This is a genomic window from Zhongshania aquimaris, from assembly GCF_019312595.1.
GTDB lineage: Bacteria > Pseudomonadota > Gammaproteobacteria > Pseudomonadales > Spongiibacteraceae > Spongiibacter > Spongiibacter aquimaris.
The window spans coordinates 628,869-653,620 of the sequence record NZ_JAHWDQ010000001.1 but is presented as its reverse complement, the minus strand read 5'-3'; the positions used below and the strand labels follow the sequence as shown (position 1 = coordinate 653,620).

The 24,752-nt window shown below is 43.6% G+C and carries 22 protein-coding genes; all 22 read left to right on the top strand.

Features of this window, described 5'->3' with window-relative positions; genetic code table 11:
* Positions 1 to 237: 237 nt before the first annotated feature.
* The 22 genes from KXJ70_RS03090 (at position 238) to KXJ70_RS02985 (ending at position 24,635) form a co-directional block, all read left to right on the top strand.
* Positions 238 to 978, top strand: a complete 741-nt coding sequence (locus KXJ70_RS03090; protein ID WP_219041980.1) for an NAD-dependent epimerase/dehydratase family protein — start codon at positions 238 to 240, stop codon at positions 976 to 978.
* 114 nt (positions 979 to 1,092) lie between these two features.
* The gene (locus tag KXJ70_RS03085) at positions 1,093 to 2,988 is read left to right on the top strand and encodes an acyltransferase family protein (RefSeq protein WP_219041979.1); all 1,896 of its coding nucleotides are present in this window, start codon (positions 1,093 to 1,095) and stop codon (positions 2,986 to 2,988) included.
* Between the two features lie 24 nt (positions 2,989 to 3,012).
* Positions 3,013 to 3,810, top strand: a complete 798-nt coding sequence (locus KXJ70_RS03080) for a TylF/MycF/NovP-related O-methyltransferase (protein ID WP_219041978.1) — start codon at positions 3,013 to 3,015, stop codon at positions 3,808 to 3,810.
* A 15-nt stretch (positions 3,811 to 3,825) separates the two neighbouring features.
* On the top strand, positions 3,826 to 5,310 hold the full coding sequence (locus KXJ70_RS03075) for a lipopolysaccharide biosynthesis protein (protein WP_219041977.1): 1,485 nt from the start codon (positions 3,826 to 3,828) through the stop codon (positions 5,308 to 5,310).
* Positions 5,311 to 5,332: 22 nt separating this feature from the next.
* Positions 5,333 to 6,151 (top strand): FkbM family methyltransferase, encoded by an 819-nt coding sequence (locus tag KXJ70_RS03070; RefSeq protein WP_219041976.1) that lies wholly within the window; start codon positions 5,333 to 5,335, stop codon positions 6,149 to 6,151.
* Positions 6,148 to 7,167, top strand: a complete 1,020-nt coding sequence (locus tag KXJ70_RS19520; RefSeq protein ID WP_219041975.1) for a putative sugar O-methyltransferase — start codon at positions 6,148 to 6,150, stop codon at positions 7,165 to 7,167. The genes KXJ70_RS03070 and KXJ70_RS19520 overlap by 4 nt, the downstream gene beginning before the upstream one ends.
* Positions 7,164 to 8,114: a glycosyltransferase family 8 protein gene (locus KXJ70_RS03060; RefSeq protein WP_219041974.1), complete on the top strand. Its 951-nt coding sequence runs from the start codon at positions 7,164 to 7,166 to the stop codon at positions 8,112 to 8,114. The genes KXJ70_RS19520 and KXJ70_RS03060 overlap by 4 nt, the downstream gene beginning before the upstream one ends.
* 2 nt (positions 8,115 to 8,116) lie before the next feature.
* A complete protein-coding gene (locus tag KXJ70_RS03055) occupies positions 8,117 to 8,812 on the top strand; it encodes a hypothetical protein (protein WP_219041973.1) in 696 nt (231 codons plus the stop codon).
* Positions 8,813 to 8,865: 53 nt separating this feature from the next.
* Positions 8,866 to 10,023: a CDP-glycerol glycerophosphotransferase family protein gene (locus KXJ70_RS03050; RefSeq protein ID WP_219041972.1), complete on the top strand. Its 1,158-nt coding sequence runs from the start codon at positions 8,866 to 8,868 to the stop codon at positions 10,021 to 10,023.
* A 22-nt stretch (positions 10,024 to 10,045) separates the two neighbouring features.
* Positions 10,046 to 10,978 (top strand): glycosyltransferase family 2 protein, encoded by a 933-nt coding sequence (locus tag KXJ70_RS03045; RefSeq protein WP_219041971.1) that lies wholly within the window; start codon positions 10,046 to 10,048, stop codon positions 10,976 to 10,978.
* A gap of 2 nt (positions 10,979 to 10,980) precedes the next feature.
* Positions 10,981 to 11,376 carry an FAD synthase family protein gene (locus tag KXJ70_RS03040; RefSeq protein ID WP_219041970.1) on the top strand — a complete coding sequence of 132 codons (396 nt, stop codon included), beginning with the start codon at positions 10,981 to 10,983 and terminating at the stop codon, positions 11,374 to 11,376.
* A gap of 23 nt (positions 11,377 to 11,399) precedes the next feature.
* A complete protein-coding gene (locus tag KXJ70_RS03035) occupies positions 11,400 to 12,035 on the top strand; it encodes a sulfotransferase family 2 domain-containing protein (protein WP_219041969.1) in 636 nt (211 codons plus the stop codon).
* Positions 12,036 to 13,130 carry a glycosyltransferase gene (locus KXJ70_RS03030; protein WP_219041968.1) on the top strand — a complete coding sequence of 365 codons (1,095 nt, stop codon included), beginning with the start codon at positions 12,036 to 12,038 and terminating at the stop codon, positions 13,128 to 13,130.
* Positions 13,131 to 13,168: 38 nt separating this feature from the next.
* A complete protein-coding gene (locus tag KXJ70_RS03025) occupies positions 13,169 to 14,584 on the top strand; it encodes a hypothetical protein (protein WP_219041967.1) in 1,416 nt (471 codons plus the stop codon).
* Positions 14,577 to 15,776: a glycosyltransferase family 4 protein gene (locus KXJ70_RS19515; protein ID WP_219041966.1), complete on the top strand. Its 1,200-nt coding sequence runs from the start codon at positions 14,577 to 14,579 to the stop codon at positions 15,774 to 15,776. Before KXJ70_RS03025 ends, KXJ70_RS19515 begins: the two co-directional genes overlap by 8 nt.
* A gap of 9 nt (positions 15,777 to 15,785) precedes the next feature.
* On the top strand, positions 15,786 to 17,045 hold the full coding sequence (locus tag KXJ70_RS03015; RefSeq protein ID WP_219041965.1) for a glycosyltransferase family 4 protein: 1,260 nt from the start codon (positions 15,786 to 15,788) through the stop codon (positions 17,043 to 17,045).
* Between the two features lie 231 nt (positions 17,046 to 17,276).
* Positions 17,277 to 17,948, top strand: coding sequence for a hypothetical protein (locus KXJ70_RS03010; RefSeq protein ID WP_219041964.1), 672 nt, complete (start codon positions 17,277 to 17,279; stop codon positions 17,946 to 17,948).
* 122 nt (positions 17,949 to 18,070) lie between these two features.
* Entirely contained in the window at positions 18,071 to 19,225 is a 1,155-nt protein-coding gene (locus KXJ70_RS03005; protein WP_219041963.1) for an outer membrane beta-barrel protein, read from the top strand.
* A gap of 21 nt (positions 19,226 to 19,246) precedes the next feature.
* Positions 19,247 to 19,816 (top strand): polysaccharide biosynthesis/export family protein, encoded by a 570-nt coding sequence (locus KXJ70_RS03000; protein ID WP_219041962.1) that lies wholly within the window; start codon positions 19,247 to 19,249, stop codon positions 19,814 to 19,816.
* Positions 19,817 to 22,009 (top strand): GumC family protein, encoded by a 2,193-nt coding sequence (locus tag KXJ70_RS02995; RefSeq protein ID WP_219041961.1) that lies wholly within the window; start codon positions 19,817 to 19,819, stop codon positions 22,007 to 22,009.
* 725 nt (positions 22,010 to 22,734) lie between these two features.
* A complete protein-coding gene (locus tag KXJ70_RS19510) occupies positions 22,735 to 24,204 on the top strand; it encodes an O-antigen ligase family protein (RefSeq protein WP_219041960.1) in 1,470 nt (489 codons plus the stop codon).
* Positions 24,201 to 24,635, top strand: coding sequence for an arsenate reductase/protein-tyrosine-phosphatase family protein (locus KXJ70_RS02985; protein WP_219041959.1), 435 nt, complete (start codon positions 24,201 to 24,203; stop codon positions 24,633 to 24,635). Before KXJ70_RS19510 ends, KXJ70_RS02985 begins: the two co-directional genes overlap by 4 nt.
* Positions 24,636 to 24,752: the final 117 nt, after the last annotated feature.

The window sequence follows — 24,752 nt, the reverse complement described above, 5'->3', positions numbered from 1 at the left end:
AATATCATTGCGCAAGGACTCAATATTGATTTATTTGTGTATTAGAGGTAGTTTCTACGTGCTGAGCTCTGGTACGGTCGTTAGAATAGATCCAAGACGTGGCAAATTGCATTGAGCGCCGCATATCAAGCCCGCAGAATTATCTCCTCGTCGCATTAATGCAAGAGAAGTAAGGTATTTTGGGGACGATTTAAGGCTCTTATTCCAGTTGGTGCCTTGGAATAGGTGATAATAATAATGAATACGGTTTATGTTGCTGGCCATGCAGGAATGGTTGGGTCGGCGATTGTTCGTGAGCTACTTGCGACGGGCGTAGCAGAAAAAGACATCCTTACGAAGGATAAATCGCAGCTCGATTTATGCGATCAGGTTGCCGTGCACTCTTTTTTTGCTGAAAACAATATTTCTCAAGTCTATATGGCCGCAGCAAAAGTCGGAGGAATATTCGCGAATAGTCATTATCCAGCTGATTTTATCTATCAAAACCTGATGATCGAAACTAACGTCATTCATTCGGCATTTCAATCCGGCGTACAGAAATTACTTTTTCTTGGCTCTAGCTGCATTTATCCCAGAATAACAACCCAGCCAATTTTGGAGTCTTCGTTATTAGGCGGGCCGCTAGAGAGTACTAATGAAGCGTATGCCGTTGCGAAAATTGCAGGTATAAAACTTTGTGAGAGCTACACGCAACAGCACGGCGATAGTCACGGCTTAGATTATCGGCGCGTAATGCCATACAATTTATATGGTGCGGGAGACAATTATCACATTGAGAATGCTCGTGCCATTCCCGTCTTGGCTCGCGGGCTATCTGGGGCTGCTTACACATGTTTTGACGAGGTTGGGCTAGTTGAGTCATCCGGCGCTGAGTATTTTAGATCGGCTGAAGTTGTATCGTTGCATTGCGATCCGACAAAAGTACGTAAGAGTTTAGCTTGGTTGTACGTCCCAGGAGCCCAGCAATTATGCGCGTAAATGATCGAAAGTGATTACGAAAATGCGAAGCGGCAAGCATTGTTGTTACAACACCGTTATGCTGTCGCCCTGAGTCAAGAATAATAAATTAATAATATTGGCCTGAAAATAACTATGATTTATCGTAAAGATTTGGATGGATTGCGCGGCGTAGCGGTACTATTGGCACTACTTTTCCACTCCCATACCCCAGGGTTTTCTGGTGGTTTTGTCGGCGTTGATCTTTTTTTCGCAATCAGCGGGTTTTTGATAACTACTATTCTGCTTCGCGAACAGGAAGACGGCAGATTTTCATTGGTTAACTTCTATGAACGCCGGGTAAGACGAATATTGCCCGCGCTGTATACTATACTATTTTTGAGTAGCTTTGGTCTTGCGCTGATCCTGACGCCTGAGCAAATGGAGGAGTATTCTAAAAGCCTTCTGTCGGTGGTCTTCTTTGTATCTAATATTTTCTACTTTAATCAAGGTAGCTACTTTGGTGTGGCCGTTGAGCAAATGCCTTTGCTGCATACTTGGAGTCTTGCAGTTGAAGAGCAGTTCTATATTTTTTACCCGTTAGCACTGTACGTGGCTTTTAAGTATTTCAGACAACATATGTTGAAGATTGTCGTCGTTATAACGATATTGGCCTTCTTTTTTTCCATATGGGCTGGGCCACTGTATCCAAAGGCTAACTTCTATTTTGCGCCTACTAGGGCTTGGCAATTGTTTATTGGTGCGATAGCCGCGGTATTGCTTTACTCCAAAGGAGGGGAGTCCAACGAAAATAATTTGCTCTCTTTTATCGGCCTAATGATGATTTGTGGCGCAGTCTTTTTCCTTGATCGCAGCATGCTTTACCCATCATATAATGCTTTGTTACCTTCAGTAGGAACGTTCTTGATCATTATGTATGGCGGCGGTAACACGATCGCGGGCTATGTGTTGCGTAGTAAACCACTTGTGTTTGTTGGCTTGATGTCTTTCAGTTTGTATCTTTGGCATAACCCATTTTTTGCCGGCGCTAGAATACTCGGCTATGACGAGTCGAATAGATTGTTGTACTTAGGAATGTGTTTGGTTTCCGGTGTGTTGGCTTACTTTACTTGGAAGTATATTGAAACGCCCTTTCGCCATAAGGCGATCATTTCGTCGCGTCGAGTTTGGCAGTCTGCCTTAGTCTCAACATTTGTGGTTTTACCGCTGGGGGTGCTTGGCACATCAGGAAAGTTAGATACCCTGCTTTGGAATGACGCCGAACTGTCTGTTTTGGATTACGCCAAATACTATAAGGCAAATGAATATCCATGTTTTTTAATGCCAAATCAGCCTATCGGTAAGTTCCCGGAAGAGTGTGCTCCGGAGGATAATAAAGAGTGGTTGTTGTGGGGTGATTCTCATGCTGCATCAATATTCCCTGGTTTGAACGAAGTCTGGGGCGGTGAAGTTGCAGAGCAATATACTGTCGCCGCATGCCCACCTATTCTCGATCTTATATCTAGGTATAACCCAAGCTGCAGGGCAAATAACGACGCGATATTTTCTCTAATAGAAAAATCATCTGCAGATAAAGTCATATTAATGGCAAGTTGGTATGGCTATAAGGATGCAGAAAACTGGCCGGAAAAACTTGAAGTTACTATTAATAGGATAAAGGCGACTGGGCGCCGGGTCATCGTCCTTGGCCCTCTGCCTTGGTGGAGGCCAGACCTTCCGCACAGCATTGCTAGGAAAATGCGTGCAGAGGGTGTTGATCTTTCGTCGATTGATGAGTGGCAAGAGGTTACACTCATGCCGGAGTTGCTAGATGCTGAATCGAAGGTTGCAGACGCGGCTAGGCGAAGTGATGTCGAGTTTTATTCCTTGATAGATCTACTTTGCGAAGCTGGCAGTTGTCTAGCGTTTTCGGATATATCAAATAAGCGCGTCCCGCTGTCTTGGGATTACGCGCACTTAACAGAGGAAGGAGCGATCTTTATCGGACGTAAGCTTTCTTCAAAAATTGGCAAAAAAATAGCTGAAATGTAATTTGTACTATTGGGATTTCTATTCGTGGCACTAAAAACTATAAAAAAATTGCTTCCTAAATCAGTCAAAAAGAAAATTCTACATTCGCTTGGCTTGAAGCGACATGTTTATCCACCTGTCGGCGTGATAACGGATATGTTGCCACAAAGCAGAGAGATAATTGATAGGGTTAACGCTTATACCATGACTGGTGAGCTGAGAATCGAATCGTTGCTGAACTCAGTAAAGCATGTTGTTGATGCCGATATAGATGGTGCATTTGTAGAGTGTGGAGTCTGGAAGGGCGGCTCCATCCTTGCGATGATTTTGCAGTTGCAGGCTCTTGGCTGCAATGACAGAGAAATATATTTATACGATACATTCGAAGGTATGTCGCAACCGACAGAAAAGGATGTTTCTGAATACAATGATAATGCGCTGGAAGCTTTAGGGAAGGTGGCAGACGGCGAGCGCCTTTACGATCATTATTTTAACGCAGACATCTTTAATGAAGACCTCGTTAAAAGTCTTATTCTCGACACGGGGTATCCGCAGGAAAAACTTCATTTTGTAAAAGGCAAAGTTGAAGATACGATTCCCGAGGTGGCGCCAGATAAAGTCGCAATACTAAGGCTAGACACAGACTGGTACGAGTCTACTAAACACGAAATGATACACCTTTATCCTAGGTTGAGTAGAGGCGGGATACTGATTGTTGACGATTACGGACATTGGGAAGGAGCGAAAGTGGCTGTTGAGGAGTACTTTTCAGAACTTGGCGCAATCCGACCGCTGCTCCATAGAATCGACTATGCTGGACGAATAGCGCAGAAGCTAGTGTGAGTGGTGCGCGAAGTGATGCGTGATGGACAAATCAAGAAGCCACTTGAGGCGGCAAGCCAAAATATGCCCCAACTGTGGTTGGTGACTGCGGCAAGTAATGCTGCGGTTCTTGTCGTGCAAATCGTCAGTATGGCGATCTTAGCGAGAGCACTAGCGCCCGATAACTTCGGAATTATCGCTATGGTGATGGCTATTCTTGGCGTAGCTTCAATTGTGCAAGATCTTGGTCTTTCAGCCGCCACGGTTAGAGTGGACAATTTGAGCGATTCGCAATCTACGGCCATACTCGGAATTAATATTCTATTCGGTGCAGCCGCGACCGTAATTGCCACACAGTTATCCCCCTTAGTAGGTGAAATTTACAATAATCCGGAAATCGTACCGATCGCAATGGCTCTATCGCTGAATTTTATTTTCAGTGCTTTAGGAGCTCAGCATCTAGCATTAATACGCCGTAGCTTGAGATTTGTATCCCTCGCAAAGATAAACCTAACAGCAGTCATTTTCGGCCAAGGTGTCGCAATTGCTCTGGCATTCTCTGGTCATGAATACTGGGCACTTACCATTGGATTACTTCTAACAACGTTGACGAAATCCTTGCTTGGCTGGGTCGCCGGTAGCTTTAAATTGGAGAGACCTTCTTTTGATGAAAATATACGTAAAATGATCAGCTTTGGTGGCTGGCTGACAGTTTTCTCGATTATGGGATACGTGGCTATGCATATACATAGCGTATTGCTAGGTAGCCAGTTTGGTGCGGAGCAGGCTGGATTATATGGTAGAGCTTTTGCATTGTATGGCCTAGCCACTGGTTTGATTACGGCGCCACTCATTACTGTTGTGCCGTCAATTTTGGCAAAGCTTAAATCAAATATCGAACAATACAGAAGGAGCTACTTTGATACGCTGGAAATGCAGATTCTCTTAATGGCGCCACTAGGCGCCTTATGCTTTCTCTGTGCACCGCAGATTGTAATGATCATATTGGGTGACGGCTGGAAGGAGTCTATAGCAATATTTGAAATTATTTCATTGGCAGCGATACCGCAGGCAATATGTGCAAGTAGTGGTTGGTTGTATATGTCTAACGGTGACACAAAAAGCATGATGCTTTGGGGGCTAGGGGGATGGAGTACGTTAATACTGCTATTAATAGTTGGTGTTCAATGGGGTGGGCTTGGCTTGGCTATTTCATATGTTCTGGGAATGTATGTCCTAACTTATCCTTGTATGAAGCTGGCTTTTAGAAAATCTAAGGCGACGTTTAAACAACTATGGTGCTCATTGGCACCGGTAGTCATGTCATCCATATTGTCCGGCGGCGCGACAAGTCTGTTACTTAACAGTATTAACGTAAAAAATAATCTTGCTTCCATAAGTATTGCAACTATTGTATTCGCAATAATCTACTTGATGTGCTTGGTTTTTGTGTTTCGAAAATCAACTATGCTGAAATCGCTACTATTTCAGTTGTCTGGCCGCTTAGCCCTTGGGCGCTAATGGCATGAGAATAGGAAAAATTATGCGAATTCGTTTTCGTGAGTTTCTAAAAAAGTTTGAGTTCAGTAGATATGTTTATCGATCTATAAAACGGAAATCTCCTGAAATACTTGATATTAAGCCGAAGATAATTGCGAGATACTCCAAATCCAATCAGCGTGATTTTTTTGTACAGATTGGCGTCAATGACGGCGATCAACAAGACCCTTTTCAGAGGGTTATTGAGCAGAATGAATGGCGTGGCGTGATGGTTGAGCCCGTCATTTATGTTTTTAATAGATTGATTAAAAATAAGGATCATTTAAAACACAGAGTTAAGTTCGCCAATGTCGCAATATCAGATCAAAGCGGCAAAGCGGATTTTTGGCACTTGCAGGAAGATGCCAAGCTAGCTGAAGAGCGCAGATTGTACGACGCCTTAGGATCCTTCCGTAAAGAAGTCGTGTTGAGTCATAAGTACTTAATTCCTGATATAGAAGAGCGCTTAATAAAAACCGAAGTAGATACCTTAACATTCGATGATTTTTGCGAATTGTATGACGTTAAGAGAATAGATGTTCTTCAGATAGATACTGAGGGATACGATTACGAAATTATCAAAGCGATTAATTTCGACAAAGTAAAGCCGGGACTTTTGATATATGAACACCTCCATTTAAGTGATGAGGATAGAAGAGAGTGTCGAAAAATAATTCAGGGGCACGGGTATCGATACTACGAGGATACGATGGACGCATTATGTATAAAAAGTTCTTCTATTAAAAAAGGTCGCTTGGGTTTGCTACTCAGTTGGTATTGGTTGACGACAACTAGGAATATTTTTGGAGGCATTGTCGGGTGAATGTATCGCGTTATATTAGAGGTAAAATTGGCGGGGTAAAAAGGGCGTATAGAGTAGTTGCCGAAGATCGCTTGACTCGAAAGAGAATGCGCTTGGCCTATGATCCCAAAAAGCCAGTTCCAATAAGTTTGCAACAAGAGTTAACTAGCAATAATCCTAAGTTAACAGAGCTGCGAAAGCGGTATGACAGTTTAGACATCCCTGCGTCGGTGCACTCTCAATGGGGTGAGCGAGCACAAGGTACTATAAATACAAATCTTGCCTATTTTAGAGGTGATAGCCCATATGTGTGGCATTATCGCAAGGGCGAGGAAATTACCTATCTAAAATATTTCATATTTTTGAAGTATGTAGAAAGCGTAGATTCAGAAAAATTACTAGGAATATTAGTGGAAGATGGCGATTTTGGATGTTGGCATTATGAATATCCAGATTATCCGATGGTGTCCAGGGATCTATTAGACTCGATTCTTGAAATTTCGTTTCTGCAAAGAAATCTAGATATCTTCTCTCTTTCAAGTATTAACGTTTTAGACATAGGTGCTGGATATGGTCGATTCGCACATCGTTTTTCTAGCGCATTAGCTAGTACGAAAAATTATATCTGTGTTGATGCTATCCCCGAAAGTACTTTTCTATGTGATTACTATTTAAACTACCGAGGCCTTGATAATACCTGCAAAGCAGTTCCGTTAGACGATGTGGATGCTGGTGAGCTAACAAAGTATTCATTTGATTTAGCTGTGAATATCCATAGCTTTTCAGAATGCAAGCTTCAGGCTGTGCAGTGGTGGGTAGATAAGGTCAGTGCATTAGAAATACCTTATCTTTTTATCGTACCTAATGAGGAGGAAGGATTTTTAACAAACGAAGGAGATGGTGCGCGCAAAGATTATCTGCAATTGATTATAGACGCGGGCTACTCGCTGAAGAAGAGTGAATTTGTTTTTGGCGATAAGGCAGTACGAGACATTGTTGGCGTGTTTGATAGTTTCTACCTGTTCGAACGAGTGTGATTACGACATTGACTGAAACGATGCATGTCGCTTGTGCGGCTAATAAAGGATATTTGCACTACGCAGCAGTCATGCTTAGTTCATTACTGCTGCACAATGCGCGTAGCAATATCAGCATTCATTTTTTGCATGATGATAGTGTGAACTCGTTAGATTTAGAGAAGTTATCGGTAATAGCATCTAGGAGTAAAGCCAACTTTTATAGCTATAATATTGATTCCCATAACTATTATCAGTTTCCAGAAATTGGAAGATTCGGAAAGCTAGCTTGGTACAGACTGTTCTTAGCCGAAATTCTTCCTAGTATCCAAAGAGTGCTATACCTAGACGTTGATATCATTATTCGCGGTAGTATTTCTGACATGTGGGGTATGGATCTTGAAGGAATGCCAATAGCGGCCGTTCATAATCCAATATACCCGTATATGAATAGACACTTTTTGAGATCGATATGCGTGGAAGAGAGTGAATATTTTAACTCCGGTGTGATTTTGATGGACCTCCATCATTGGCGGGAGGGTAACTACGGACAGCGGCTTATAGATTGCGTGCGTAATTCCACGGAGTTGCACCTCCCTGATCAGAATATCCTGAACATTGTATTCAAGGGCTTGTGGAAGCCGCTAGAGCCGAAATGGAATGCGCAGAATTCAATTTATGAAATGAAGGGCAGCGAAATGTTCTTCTCCCCTGAAGCCTTGCAAGAGGCGAGGGAATCACCGGTGGTAGTGCATTTTATTAGCCACTATAAACCTGACCACTATCGATGCAAGCATCCGTTTCGCGGTGAGTTCAGGCGTTTGCTCGCTTCACTAGAATGGGCTGATTCAAGTGTAAAGGGCGTTAGTATCGAAAACATTGTCGTGCGTCTCTTTCCTGAGTCATTTGGGTGGCGGCTTGAGAAGAAAATTGCGAAATACAAGCGCATGCTCGGAATTGAGATATAGTTGTGCGTGCAAATTTTTCCTTAAAGAATAAAATTAAGCGCATTCTAGGACGCAGCCCTGCGCTGTATTTTGCTTATTCTAAAATTGCCTTTCGTCGCGAGGTTAGAGAGGAGTGCCTGTTTAAGCCTACTACTGAGCTTGTAATCGAGGGCTTTCCCCGTAGTGCAAATACGTTTTCTGTTGTGGCGTTCCGTAGTGCGCAAAATAGCAAAATTGAAGTTGCACACCATATTCATTCAGAGGCCCAAATTCTGGCGGCGGTTAAACTATCAAAGCCTGTGGTGGTATTAATTAGGAACCCAGACGACGCGGTGCGATCGCTTATGATCCGCCAAAGCTCCAACTGCCCAACGGATCACTTTGAGAGATACTTTGATTTTTACAATTTAGTATCTTCGACTTTGGATGACGTAGTAATTGCGAAATTTGAAAATGTGATTGCTGATTTTGGTTCGATTATTTGTGAAGTAAATGAAAAATTCGATATGAACTATCGAAGTTTTATTTCGAGCCCAGAAAACATAAGTCGAGTTTTTGAGGAAATCGATGGTATTAACACTAGGGTATCTAAGGGGCTTGCAAGCCACGTCGCGAGGCCAGACGCTGAGCGCATGAACGATACTATAGATCTTGGCGACTCGATATGGCGAAAACGGGCAAATCAACTTTACGTTGAATTGACCGAGATGACTAAGTAGATGCTGGATATCATCGTGGCGAATAACCCGTGTAACATATATATGGCGTGTAAATGATGAAATGGCTTAGTCGTATAGTCCAATTTCTTGTGCCTACGTGGAAAAGCCGTATCGGCTACTATAGCGAGCCTGACTATACTGACAACGCATTCTATATGTATAAATATATATTGATGCATCGCGATAATGTTACACATGTATGGATCGCTAGTGATAAAGACACGGCACAGCGTATAAAGCGTGACTTTGAGAACTATAACTGCGGAGAACATACACTGGTGGTCTTGCCGCGAAAAAGTATCTATTCCTTCTTATGTATGCTCAGCTGCGGGACGATTTTCTATTCACACACAGTATATCGATATCTAAAGCCGACCACGGCGAGGGTGCTGGTGAATTTGTGGCATGGTATGCCGATCAAGAGAATAGGTGTGCTAGATAATGCCAGGAAGTTAGAGAATATTCCCTACGGATCTAGATTCGTCGCTTCGACTGTGTTCTTCCAGTATATAATCTCTTCAGTTTTTAAGGTCGATGTCCGTGATGTCGTCTTGTGTGAGCAGCCACGCTGTGAGGTATTAAAGGGCAATATTTTTCCTGATATAAGCAGGGATTTAGTAAGCAGTTACTTTAGTGCTGCTAATAAAAAGATTGTTATTTGGTTGCCTAGTTTTCGAGATAAGTATAATTCCGTTCATTCGCCCAGTTTTTTAGATGACCTAGATGAAGACATGCTTAATTTTCTTAATTTTGAAGCGGGCATGAGTAATACCATTGTCATAGTTAAGCTTCACAAGAACGATTCGTTGAATAATGATTCAAGAGTTTGGAGTTTTGATAATGTCTTACTGTTGAAGAGTAGCGAATGGGAAAAAGCGGGAATGCAACTTTATGACTTGGTTTCCTTATCCGACGGCATTATGTCTGATGTTTCATCAATTATTATAGATTGCTTGGGGACAGCTAAGCCGATAGGTCTTGTTGGCTATGATGCTGAATCTTATCAGCGCGGATTATTGTTTCCCTACCGTCTAGTTGAAGGACAGCGAGAGTGCTATACATTGAGCGATCGTGAGTCCGTTGCTGCTTATTTTCAAGCGGTCTCGTCAGGTGAAATGGCGATCCCCCCGGATGATATAGCTAGGGAGCTACTGGTTAATCAGTCTGCAGTTAATGGGTGTGAGATAATCTTAAGCTCCGTAAATTTGTAGTGGCCAACTTTTTGGACGCATTGTGAAAAAAAATGAAAGTAGTTCTCTGAAGCCGGTACCTGAAATTAGCGTGATATTGCCGGTTTATAATCGGATTGATGGCGTTCGCGATGCCATTTTCTCGGTTTTGAATCAGTCATTTACTAATTTTGAGCTGATAATTGTAGACGATGGCTCAGAGGTGGATGTCGAGTCACAACTTGCTTTATTTAATGATCCAAGATTGGTATATATCCGACGCCCAAGGAATGGTGGCGTGGCCGCAGCACGAAATACGGGTATTGCCAATGCCAAAGCGCCGTATATTGCATTTCAAGATAGTGACGATCTTTGGTTGCCAGGTAAGCTTAAAGCTCAATTTGCGCTCGTTAAGAAGTATAAGACGTTGGTGATCGGTAGAGTGATTCGGGTTTGTGGCAAGAAAGTAATCCAGTATTGCCCTGACAAACGTTTGACGAAAGGGTATTTAGATTACAATACCGTCGCTGCTATGCGCAGTGCATATGTTCAAAGTTGGATTTTACCGGCCAAGCTGTTGAGTGACGCGGGCGGATTTCGGGAGTCCTTGTCGGTTTGGGAAGACTATGACTTGTTGTTAAGGCTATCGAAAGATAATAGGGTCATCGCTGTCGGGGACTGGATGGTCTTGTCACCGCAGGGCGAGGATAGTCTGACCAAAAATCGCGCCTTATTTGCGCATGCGCTTTCTGATATCCTGACATTCAATAAAGAGAATCTGATCAAGAACAAGAAAGTTTGGGCTTTGTTGAATTACACCTGTAGTCGCTTGTACCTTGCTACAGGTAATGTGGGCTCTTCAAGACGGTTTATGAAGGAAGCATTCTTTAGCATGCCATTCAAGCTGTCATATTATAAATTCTATATAGGTGCTTTGTTTGCAAGCCAGAAAACGCAGATATATCTGGCTAGCATGAATGAAGATTGGAACGGCTAAGAATGCGTAGAGTAATTACTTTTGGTACGTTTGATGTGTTTCACGTGGGGCATCTTCGTTTGTTGCAGCGCGCGAAGGCGCTAGGTGACGAGTTAATAGTTGGGGTATCAACGGATAGACTGAATTTCGAGAAGAAGAATAGATACCCTGTGTTTACGCAGCTTGAGCGTTCAGAAATAATTTCAGCATTGAAGTGCGTCTCTAGCGTATTTCTTGAGTTTTCATTAGAGGACAAAGAGAAGTATATCTTGGAGCATGGTGCCGATGTCCTTGTTATGGGGGATGACTGGAGAGGTCGCTTTGATCAATATGGCAATGTTTGTGACGTGGTCTATTTGGAGAGAACGCCATCTATTTCAACAACTGCTACGATTGAAAAAATTAGTTTCATGAAATAATAATTATAAACTGGGAGATTTTTTTGATCATTTCTCACTCAAAAGAGTTTGTGTTTATTCATATTTATAAAGTGGCGGGAACGAGTGTTCGGTCGGCATTGCGCCCGTACGCCGATGTCACTTTTCGCCGTATAACACCGCGTCGAATACTTTATGTGATGGGATTGGCTTCTGCACCTGCGGACCACGCAACTGCGAGAGATGTCAGGGCATACTGGTTAAACGACGACCGGTTTGACCGCTATTTCAAATTTGCATTTGTAAGGAACCCATGGGACTGGCAAGTGTCGCTATATCATTATATTACAAGTCATAAGCTTCACCCACAGCATCGGCGCCTCTGTGCATTGGGAAGCTTTGAAAAATACATAATGAGTCTGAATGAGGAAAGTGTTCAGACTCAGCGCAGTTTTTTGGTCGACGAATCTGGTGAGTTGCTGGTTGACTATATAGGCAAGTTCGAAACTATAGAAGCAGACTTCAATCTTGTGTGTGAAAAATTAGGCGTGGACACAGTGTTACCGCAGAAGAATGTTACACGAAGAGGTGATTTTGTCGATTATTACTGTGATAGAACGTCGTCAAAAATAGAGCATCTCTTTCGTGATGACATTAAGATGTTTGACTACCAGTCACCTACAATACGGTTGGGCGAGTAATTGAAGGATGGAAGAGTAATTGTGGTATCCGCTATCAATATTGTTGATGGCGGAATGCGCACAATACTTGACGAGTCCATAAATCATTTTCGCAAGATTGAAAATGAATACAAGATCGTCTATTTGGTGTCTCAAGATGTGGCGGATAGTTATCAAGGTATTGAGGGTATAGAATTTGTTTCTTTTCCTCTCAGTCGAAGGTCATGGCTTTTTCGTTTGTACTATGAGTATATCGGGTTTAAGAGATGGCAATTGAGTGCAGGTTATGTAAATGTCTTTCTATGGCTTTCTTTACACGATACTACCCCCAATGTCTTTGCATCTCGGCAGGCAGTATATTGCCATAATGCCGTCGTCTTTTTAAAATTGAATATACGTCATATTTTTTTAGCGCCCCGACTTTATATTGTTTCACTGCTTTACAAGTACATATATAGGCTAGGTATTAGGAAAAACAAAAAGGTCATTGTTCAACAACACTGGTTTGGTGATTTCTTTCAAAGCTATACGAATCGAAATTGTATTCTCGTCGCACGTCCACATTTTGATTTAAGTCGCGGTAATTTCCATGCGAAGGCGGTTAAGTCAGATTCGTTCTTCTACCCTGCTTTCCCGCGCGTATTCAAAAATCATATGACGCTCGTAAATGCTTTTAAGTCTGTGCCAAAGAGTACGCTCGATTTAACGCTCTCTGGAAATGAGAATCGAATTTCGCAGGCGATTCAGAAATTTTGCGCAAAGAATACTTGTGAGAATGTTAGGTTTCTTGGAAGATTGTCTCGAGATGAGACTCTCAGTCGTCTTGCGGGGTGTAAGGCCCTAATTTTCCCATCGACTTTAGAGTCCTGGGGCTTGCCCATTAGTGAAGCTGTAGCGCTCGAGAAAACAGTATTACTTCCTGATCTCCCGTACGCCAGGGAGGCCGCTGGTGATTATTGCAATGTATACTGGTTTGATCCTTATTTAACTGAATCAATTGTGGATGCCGTTGGTCGCTATGAATCGGGAGCGTCGCCGGATGGTGCCACTGGTTATGTAAAAAAATACGATGAAGTAATAACGTGGGATGAGATTCTTCAGGAATTGGTCTCGTGATTTATAAGGTATTTAAGAGTAAATGGGTGTGCCAATAAGTGTCGTCCTTCGATAAAGTGCGGAATTTTAATGCCGTTGATCTTGTGGTCCTCGCTCTTGGGGCGCTGTTGGCGATATATTTCCTTCCAGAGTCTAATGTCCAAAGTGCGGGGGCGCTTCAGGTATCAGGTATATTTTTAACTATTGCCCTGTTGGGTCCTGTTTTTATTGCTTGTTCCCGGGATATTAATCAGATATTTCGTGTTGAATTGCTGCTATTGGTAGGTGTATTTTTTTGGTTGTTAATTGATATCTTGCAGCCTGGATTTACTGTGTTTCCTGCCTCGTACGATGGTGTACATAACACTTTAGTCTCTATATCTTTGTTCGCATTCGGGTTGTTGTTGGGTATTGGGTTCTGGAATAAAGAAACATCGCCGAATAAAGGTCTTATAAAGAAATTTCCAATTGAGGCATATATTTTTCCTGCCATTCTTGTTTGTTTTATTCTCGGTATGATGCGAGTGATTTTTGTATGTGGATTAAATGTCGAATGCTTCGTTGATGGCATACTCGCGCCTCGCTGGTATTCAGTTTGGCGCGGGGTTGATTTTGGTTCTTGGGACACGATCTTAATAAGATTACGATTACTAGGCTATCTTGTTTTTCCTCTTACCGTACTGCTCATCCATTATAAAAGACAACTCAATTGGCAAGCGATAGTGTCCCTGTTTTTGTGCGTTCTGTTTGTGCTGGTGTTGGTTCAGGCAGGAGGGCGCCGACAGCTCGGTATTATAGGTGGCGCGAGTATGCTTGTCTGGCTTTCTCTCAATCAACCGCTGAACGGCGTAAAGGTCCTAAAGGCATTGTTTGGATTATTTTTCCTAATGTCTGTCATGCAATTCATGCTTGAGGTAAGAAATCATGGGATTGGCCGTGTAATTGATGGGGAAATTTCTATCTTTAGTACTGACGACGATGGAGAGGTTTTTCATGTTGATAGGAATTTCCAGTTTTTTTCTATGCTTTCAGATATTGTACCTGAACTTGAGCCTCATACCGGCTTTACAGGTATTTACTCAATTGTTGGATCAGGCATCCCAGGGTCGATTTTACCAGGAAAGCCAACGTATAATGTTATCGATTTTACTAAGTACCTAGGTGCTGGACGCGCAGCGGGCTGGAACTGGACTTGTTCGGCTGTTTGCGAGCTCTACCTGATCGGTGGAAATCTTGTAGTATTTGCAGGTGGAATATTATTTTCTTTTTTAGCATCTCTGGGGAATCGTATTTTAAGGCAAGGTGCAGGTCGTGAAAGCGTCATAGTGTATGGTATCTTTGTGATGGTGCTATTTGTCGGCCTGCGCGCAATGCGCGAAATCTTTATTGTAGGATTGATTTTGGTAGCTATTTATACCTTGGTACAAGGCTACAATTTGCTGTTCCGACGTTGGAAGACCTTGCGCAGTGGTTAGTGACGGCGCGATAAATTCATGCGCTGATTCTTTGCATATGCCATTGTCTGTTATGCATGTTTCGCGTTGGTCAGACGTGCGAGCCGGTGGCGGTGTATCAAGTTATCTCGATGTCTTAAAAGAATCGCTTATAACTATTGAGCATCTCGATCTTCAGTTTGATGCCTTGCTTGATTCAAAGGAATCTTTTGAGGCTTATCGATCGCAAAGGTTTCGAACTGGTAGGCAGTATAAAGCTATCAAGGCGTGCCAACTTCTTTTTCGCTTAGTTTTGCCTAAAAAAAAATATGACATCATTCATATTCATGGTGTCACTGATATCCATTTTATTATATGTTTGCTAGCCAGCCTAATTTCGCGAAAACCACTGGTTTGTTCGCCGCATGGAGCACTCTCGCTGCCAGCGATTGATATCGCAAGAAAGTCATCTGTGATGAATCGTATATATTTCGATTTTATGGTTTCGCCGTTGCTCAAAGGCGTGCGTTCGTTTGTTGTCTCGTCTGGTCTCGAGTTGGACTCTGTAAAGCGATTGTCTATAGCGGCAAAGCCTTATTTGGTCGCGCCTGCGGTAAAGCCTGCTAGTCAGTTTGCAACTGAGGTTGATGATACATTGTCATCTGGTGGATCTTCCGATTCAGATTATTTCATCTTTATAGGAAGGCTAGAGCCTATAAAATCTATCCCGCTGATGTTCAATGCGATTTCAAAGTTAAAGGCTAAAGGTAAGGAAGTGGGTCTTTATATTGTGGGTGAAGGAGAGTCTTCATACACGATACAACTTAAGAATCTGTGTAAGCTTGCGGGTGTTGAGCAACAAGTATCCTGGCTTGGATTTCAAGCGCCGGATCGCGTCGCCGGTTTACTTAAAAGAGCGCGTTGTCTCATTTTGCCCTCACAAAGTGAGAATTTTGGTTATGTGGTTGCAGAGGCGATTCTGCACAGCTGCCCTGTTATCGCAAGTGATCAAGTTGGTGCGGCGGAAATTATCGAAGCCGATGGTTGCGGAATTGTGTTTAAGTCGGAGGATGAGAACGCATTGGCAAGCGCAATTGAATTATTGATTAATGACACCGTTCACGGAGATATGATCCTTGCAGCTGAGAAAAGCGCGTTGAGAAGGTTCTCGCTTCAAGAAATGGCGGCAGGTCTCAAAGATGTCTACTATGCATCTGTCTCCAGTAAGCGCTAAGGCTAATTTGTGCACAATAATAATAATCGGAAAATAGTGTTTGTTAACAGGTATTTTTATCCTGACCACTCGGCTACAAGTCAGCTTCTTTCGGATCTCGCGTTTGAATTGAGTGCAAAGGGGTATTCAGTTCTATTACTGTGCAGTAATCGTCGTTACGACGACAGTGTTGATCTAGGTAAAGGCAATGTATTGTCGTCAAAGGAAACTATCAATGGCGTTAGTGTGGAGCGGGTTTGGTCCACCAATTTTGGGCGAAGTGTGTTGCTTGGTCGTTTGATAGATTACTTTAGTTTCTATTGTTCGATTCTATTGCGTGTGAGCCTGAGGGCGAAAAAGGGCGACATTGTTGTCGTTAAGACAGATCCGCCATTATTAGGCGTTTTCCTGGCTCCAGTGTTAGCAATTAAGAAGGCTAAGCAAGTAAATTGGTTTCAGGATTTGTTTCCTGAGGTAGCTAGCCAATTAAGCGTGCTGGGTCTATCTGACGATGGTTATCTTGCAATTGTTTTGCGCTCCCTTAGGGATTGGAGCTGCAGGGCCGCAGTGTTGAATATAGCGATTAGCGCAGGTATGTCTTCTTATTTGGCGCAGCGAGGCATTTCCCAATCGACAATTAAGGTAATACCAAATTGGGGGCCAAAAGGAGTGAAGCCCGTTGCTCTAAGGGATAATTCACTAAGGAGGTCATGGTCCCTAGATGAAAAGTTCGTTGTCGGTTACTCAGGGAATCTTGGCCGGGCCCATGACTGGAGATGGATGCACGATTTGGCGGTTACGTTCAGCGATAGAATCGATGTGAGCTTTGTTTTTATCGGCGGAGGTGCGGGAATGGTCTTGCTCAAAGCCGAATGTGCTGCTTCGAATCTGACTAATGTTATGTTTATGCCCTATCAGTCTCGCCTACATCTTGCTGACAGTCTTTCCGTCATTGATTTGCATCTTGTTACTTTACAAGCAGGTATGTCGGATTTTATCGTCCCGAGCAAGGTATACGGCATCATTGCTGTTGGTCGGCCTTTTGTATTTGTAGGTGACAGAAGCAGTGAGGTCGTTAGAATCCTTGATGAGAATGGTTTTGGCAGGGCTTTTGAGCTGGATAATTTTGATGACATTAAAGATTACGTCAGTGATATGAGTTTGCGAAGTGCGACGTATATTCAAGCTGAAAAGAACGCGTCTCAGTTTGCATCTGATAAGTATTCGTTCAGTGCGGCATTAGCACAGTGGGAGGCTGTACTAACGGAACTAAGGCTTGAAATTACTTAGGTCGTTTTTATGCCAATGACACATACGTTTCTGCGATCATAGCGAAATTAGAGTGATAAAAGCGGCGAAAAATCACGAAAATGCCTTCAAAGTGCCATCTAATGTTCCTGTTTATACAATTGCACTTAATTTCAATTACGTGTAAATTTAAGTCGTAGTCAGTAATAAGAAAGCTCTTGGCTGATAGCGACACTCGAAAATAATGAATAAATAACGAAATGTGGCGTGCTTATGAAAATTAGACTTTATTTGGCATCAATCCTACTTGTTTTCGGAGGCGCTTCTGTTTCTCTGGCTGCGTCTGATGACTCCGAGCAGACTAGGGCAGAGCTGGCATCTATACTTGCTGACGAGCAAAATACGACCCGTGTTGAAAGTTTGCTCGAACTAGGCGGGGCGTCTGCGACTAATAGCGAAATTATAATAGTTGAGCTCGTAAAGCGAGAATCTCCTCTATTGCCTGAGTTTCTGCAAGGCCTTTTTGACTTCTACACTGCTGAAGTTGTGGATGTGATAATTGGAAATTCGCAGTCTACGATGGCAAACAATTCGAAAGAATCAGCGTACTTCCAATCTGTACTTACACAATTAAGCCGAATAGATAAACGGTTCAAAGTTAGTATTGGTAGCGCGACTAAAGAGCCTGGTGTTTTGAATAGCAATGCCCGTATATCTGAGAATAACGGGTCTAATCCGGGGAATCCGGGGAATCCGGGGAATCCGGGGAATCCGGGGAATCCGGGGAATCCGGGGAATCCGGGGAATCCGGGGAATCCGGGGAATCCAGGGAATCCAGGTAATCCAGATAATCCAGGGAATCCAGGCGAGCCTTCCGGTGGACAGGGGTTAATTGATTTTATTCTGGATCTTATATTTCCTGATCCTCCAGCTAGCCCATCATAGCCAGAAAGCGATGGTGGTGAATGGTCTGTTTCCTTGTGTTGCTGGATGAGAAAAGGTTGTCAATTGTGATCCGAAATTTTTTAAACGCCAGTGTTTATAGTTGCACTGCACTATCTATATGTATGAGTTCGTCAGCGTGGGCGGTCGAAAATACCGGAGGCATGGAGCTTAGTTCGTGGTTGCGAGCTTACCCAGCGATTGCCATTGAAGCCGTGTCCGATTCAAATTTTTATTGGACTGCGGAAAATGAAGAAAGCGTTCAAGGGGCGATTCTTTACCCTGAGCTCGAATTGCGCGGATTAATTCAAAAAACGAGTTTTAACTTGAAAGTCGAAGGCGCTGTCAGTGACTACGATAATGGCAGTTTGGATGATTTTGCCGATAGCGAGGTGGACTTTAGCTTCGACTATGAAGCAAATTCTCGAAATACCCTTGGATTCAGGCTTAATAATACGCAGTCCCATGACGCGTTTGGCACGCGGCGAACGAGGGATTTGAGTGATATTGATCGGGAACTTGATGAATTCACTCTAGACTCAGGGAATTTCCATTATCGATTCGGAGCAAAGGAAGCGCTTGTTAATTTAGAATATAATTTTGATGTGTCCTCGAAGAACTATGATACCAATAGAGAATTGGGTACCGAGTTTCTGGATTACGATTTTGACGCCCATACGGTTTTGCTGACATATAACAATAGTCCGAAATCAGCATTAGCGGTTCGTGCCAGTGTAGGAAATATAGAATACCCGGACACCTCTCCGGGCCTGGCGGCTAGGGACGCAACCGAGACGCGAGTCGCACTTGGTGCGATATGGCGGGCGACAGCTAAAACTAGCGGCAGAGTGTTTATTGGCTATCTAGGACGTGAACCCGACTCATCAGCTTATGAGGATTTTTCTGCGCTAGATTGGGACGTCGCAGTAGACTGGCGGCCAAGAACATCAAGCCAATTTGAGCTCCGCACTAGCAGGCAAACTGAAGAGAGTTATATTTTAGACTCTAGCTTTCTTAATATAGAACGATATTCACTTTTGTGGCGGCAGTCGCTCGGTGCAAAGTTTATAGCGCGATACAAACTGCAGTACGCAAATATCACTTTTGAAAATAGTGAAAGAGAGGATGATGTGCTTAGTCAGTCTTTGTCGCTAGATTACTTACTGACCCGGCGAGCCACGCTCTATTCAAAATATACCTATACCGATCGTGATTCGTCGTTTGGTATCCGAGAGTTTGATAAGCAGTATTTTACTCTGGGCCTCTCTTGGAAATACTAAATAGGAAGTGTGAAATAACCTATGTTCAGATTTACTAGTAAACTAGATTTTCTTCTGGTTGTTTTTGCTTTTTTAATCTGTGTAGCACCTCAACTTCACGCTGCAGAGAAGGGCGTTCCTCCTAGGGATACAGCGAGTTATGTGCTGGGTCCCGGCGACTTAATTGAGATAAGTGTATATGGAGAGAGCGAACTTACTATTAAATTTCGCTTGGAAGAAAACGGAATTTTGAGTTACCCGTTTCTCGGTGATATCCGTGTTGCGGGCGTTACGGTCCAAAAGCTTGAGTCTCTTGTATACACCGGTTTAGAACGGGATTACTTAGTGGATCCTGATGTTCGTGTTTCAGTTGTGGAATATCGACCAGTATATGTAAACGGACAAGTGAAGAAGCCTGGTGGTTATCCGTATATTCCAGGATTAACGGTGCAAAAAGCAGTAACTCTGGCGGGTGGTTTTACTCAGCTGGCATCTAAGAGAAATATGTTTTTAGTACCGGAAGGGTCGGACAATAAGAAGCGGTTGTCGGTGGGGCTGGATTCCAAAGTAGCACCGGGTGATACATTGATAATTGAAGAAGGCTTGTTTTAAGTGCCACAAGAATTGAGCAACCCTACGCTACAAGACGAAGATAACAGCCTTATATTCCAATTGAGAGAACTGCTGGAATATAAGTGGAATATTGCTGGTATTGTTTTGATCTTCGCATTGATCTCAATCGTGCTGGTTTCCATTAAGACGCCTGTATATCGCGCCACCAGTTCTTTGCAGATCGAATTTAGGCAGGGCAGTGTGCAGAGCGTTGGTGAAAATTACGATACGGGTTCTGCAACCCAAGGCTATTATGCGACTCAGATTGCGGTTCTCAAATCTCGCTCTTTGGCGCAAAAGGTTGTCGATCAGATAGATTGGTCCCAATATCCGAACTTTCTTCCAGAAAAAAAAGAGCGCCGGAATTGGTTGAAGTGGGTAGAAAAATACCTCCCTTTTGAACTCGGTGACTTGAATGCGGAAATCGCCGCTCCAGCTATAGCTGAAAGCACCGACCTGACGCTTCGGCGGGAATTTGTCGACCAGTTCATGGCGTCCACGGTAGTCGAGCCGGTGGCGATGACCCAGATCGTGAATATACATTTTTTGTCAGTTTATCCTGCGCTAGCGATGGAAGCGGCTAACGCGCTCGTTACTGTTTATATCAATAGCGGGTTTGAAGCTCAGTTCGATGCCACCAAACGCGCTACTGATTGGTTGAATGAAAGGCTAGGTACTATTCGCGATGATCTGGTTGAATCTGAAAGCGCACTACAGAGTTTTCGCGAAAATCAAGATCTTGTAAATGTACGAGGGGGGCGCGGCGTCCTCGAAGATGAGCTGAACGACAATTTACAAAGGCTACGAGAGGCTCAACGTCGAGCGACGCTGCTACGTAATACCTATGAACAGATTGTAAAAGCGAGGGGCAATGTACTAGAACTACAGAATTTGCCAGCGCTATTAAGTAATGATCTCGTTCGAAAAACGAAAGAGGGCTACTTGGCCGCCCAGCAGAATATGAGCGATGTTCAGACCCGATATAAACACAAGCACCCTAAGATGATTCAGGCGCAAGCGAGACTGAACGAAGCGCAATCGGCGTTTGAAAATCAGCTTAAAAATGCAGCGAGGGGAATTCGTAGCGAATTTAATGTCGCGAATGAAATGGTGAACTCCTTGTCATCAGCGGTGAGTATTACAAAAACAGATATTCGCTCACTTGATAGGAAGGGCTACAAGCTACAAATGCTTACTCGTGATTCAGAATCGAATCGCGATCTTTATGACGCAATGCTAAAGCGGTTTAAGGAAACAGATCTGGCCGGTGACTTCCGCGCCCTAAAGGCACAAATTGTTGACGAAGCAATATTGCCTGAAAAGCCATACTTGCCTCGTAAAAGAAAAAGTGTTGTATACGCTATCATTCTGGGATTAATAGCGGGGATAGGGCTTGCGATTTTACGGCGTCATTTTGACACCTCTATAAAATCTACAGCAGAACTGGAATTGCTCTCGGACGTACCTGTATTTGCGAGTATTCCCAATGTAAGCAAGGGCTTGTTTTCCGCGTCTGTTTCAAAAATGTTACTCGAGAATCCGCGATCTTCCTTCTCTGAAGGCATCAGAAGCATTCGCACGGGAATTGTGTTGTCGGACTTTGATAAGAGTCGTAAACGTATTCTGGTGACGTCGGCGCTGGAAGAAGAGGGCAAAAGTAGTATTGCGCTCAATCTAGCCTATGCATTTGCTGAGTCTGAGAAAGTGTTGCTGATAGATGCTGATTTTAGGAAGCCTAAATTAGCTAAATACTTGGACCTAAAGGCTAACCACGTAGGTACGGGTGAGATTTTGCAGGAGACGGCTACGTTCAAGGACGCGGTGCAGAAAGTGTCTGAAAATCTTCAGTTTTTATCGGTTGGTGATATTGGTAATAGTCCTAGCCAGGTTTTGAGTAATCCTCGCTTTATAAAGCTATTGCAATCAGTCTCGACATATTACGATCGAATAATAATAGATTCGGCCCCCTGCGTTCCTGTAAGTGATAGTTTTATACTAGCGAAATATGCAGACGGCGTTTTGTTGGTTGTTAAGTACGATAGTACCGCGGCGAAAATTGTTTCGTCACTTCATCGCCGATTTAGTCAAATTAACGCGCCTTTATTAGGGCAGGTATTGAATCGAGTTGATCATCGACGTGCCATGAAAGGGCAAGATATCTACTATTATGGCCGAGGTTACTACGGGCAATAGCGTTACTTTGATTCGCCGTCGTGCTTATGTGGTTCTAATGCACTTGCAAACTGCTGGTGATTCAGTTTGAAATTAATCAAGATTATTTTCTCGTTAACTGCGTTCTTTGCCTTGATACTTACGGCTTTTATTTCTGGTCGTATTGCGCTAGCCGAAATCTATACGACTTATCTTCACAAACCAGAGAGTAGGATTTCGGCGTCGTCATTTTCGCGCGTTGTCGCTGAGGCCATCTCACTTAATCCGTGGGCAGCTGATTACTGGCATTACGCATCACTTAGTCGTGGGGAGGGAAGCCACTCAGATAGCGCAATTCGCAAAGCAATAGTGTTTAGACCGACGTGGCCTTACGCCTGGGCTCTTGCGGGTCAGGCTGATTTGAGTAATCTTAATTCGAATCACCGCCTTCAGGAAATACGATCTCGCTTAGCAGTTCTCGGTCCTAACGAAATTGCTATCCACTTTTACTATGCCAATTTTGCGATTGAGAATTGGTATCGGCTCTCTGCGGACTTGCATGATATTTATTCCGAGGACATTCGATTTTTGTTAAAAAATAGGGCTCAGTCAAAAAGGGTTTTTGAGCTAGTGCAGAAGTACAAGCGAGAGAGGATGCTGTGTCGACGGTTTTATGATGTCTCGACGTATAGTCGCGATGTCTGTAAGCGCTGGGCAAAACAGGGGCGAACTCCGGGGTCCCTCAACGCTAGCAAGGCGTCGTCATAGTGAAGTCATACCCGTCGAAATGGGAGCGCTCTAGCCACGCAGGTGCGTTCTCCGGTGCCGATGGCTTCCTTTTTGGTCTTTATATTTTCTTATTGGTTTCTTTTCCTCTAGTCAGGGGTGCGAACAGACTGTGGGTGCTATCGATTGCCGAGTCATTATGTTTCTTGATTCTGGCACTCTGGTTGCTTTTATGGGCGTTTTCGAGGGTTCGAGTCAGTAACTTAGCACGAAGTTGGATACTGCCTCTTGTGTTGTGGGTCTGTTGGCTGTGCTGTCTGGTCGTACAGATAATTCCCTTACCTGACTCAGTTGCGATCCAATACTTCCCACGGCAATTAGCGCTTTATCAAGAGGCTTTTAACTACACAGGAGAGACTTTTCAACAGGTGTATATTTCGGTGTCACGAGGTGATTCTGTCCTTCATCTTTTGGAAACATTTAGTTATTTCTGTAATTTTTTACTGGTACTACTATTGGTCAATAGTCATAAACGACTTAAGTTAATGATGTCTGCGATTGTGGTTTCGGGGGTTTTTCAGGCTGCCTATGGCGTGTTTTTTCTTTTTTCAGGCCTTGAGGTAGGTTGGTTTTTCGAACAGGCTTCGCCATTGAAGGTGGCAACCGGAACCTTTGTAAATAGAAACCATTATGGCGCATATCTGTCGCTGTGTGGTGCTACGGGAATTGGACTGATCTTATCTAGTTTGACGTCAAGTCAAGTAAGCAGTTGGCGACACCGGGCGAGGGCGTTAATCGAGTTTCTCATGAGTGATACTTTTCGAAATCGCATTTTTGTTAGTGTCATTCTAGTTGGCTTAATTTTTAGTCGTTCACGGGGAGCAAACCTAGCGTTCTTTTCCGCCCTATCAGTAATCGGTTTACTTTATGTTTTCCTTAGGGAGCGGCAATTATTTCTGCGAGCCGCTCTTATTTTAATTACCTTTTTTCTGGTGGATCTATGGCTTGTCGGAAATGTTTTTGGTGTCGCGGAGGTTGTTGACCGCATTGCGCGAACGTCTTTACATGAAGAAATTCGAGTTGTTGTATTTCCTCATTTACTTGCAATGGCGCGGGATTTCTGGCCCTTAGGTTCGGGCTTAGGATCATTTTATGCTGTGTTTCCCGCCTATCGACCTAGCGAACTCGTCTACTATTTTGATCATGCACACAATGATTATATGGAGTTCTTGATTGAAGTAGGTGTCGCGGCGTTTTTTCTGGCCGGTCTTGCCGCAACAAGCGCTATACGTAGTGTGATCCTTATGGCAAAGCGTAAGAACAGATTGGTGTGTGGGGCGGCGTTTGCCTCGCTCCTTTCACTGCTTGTGCTCGGGATCCATAGTACGGTTGATTTCAATCTTCAGATCCCCGGAATCGCTTTTACTCTAGTCGCGATAATGGCGCTTCCGTTCACCTGCTTTATTCAGCGCGAATCAGCGCGCGTGCCGGAAAGAGGTGCTAGCGAGTGAAGTTCAAAAGTATGATTCTGGTTTGTACTGGAAATATTTGTCGAAGCCCTTACGCAGCGGCTTTTATCAAGCGTCAGATGCCAGAAATGATTGTGTCATCTGCCGGCGTATCAGCGGTGCTCGGACATGGTGTTGACACACTAACGGCTCAAATTGCACGTGAAAGAGGTGTGGATCTACAAGAGCATATAGCAACTCAACTTACTCGTAGCTTGCTCTATCAACATGATTTAGTGGTGGTAATGGAGGCTCGTCATCAAACCTGGATTGTTGACAGATTTCCTGCGGTTGCCGGCCGTATTGTTATGGTTTCTGGCAGAAAAGAACTGGAGGTTGCTGATCCTATCGGTTTAAGCCCCGATATCTACCGCAAGAGCTTCGATTTGATCGACCAAGGCTGCCAATATTGGGCTGAAAGGCTCGCCTTATAAGCGATATGTGTCACAAAAGTGACAAATTGTAACTTTATTAATACCCTGATCGCAGTTACTATGTCTTTATCCAAGCATTTTGGGAACTTGAGTCTCTGCCTCTAGAGCTGGAATTCT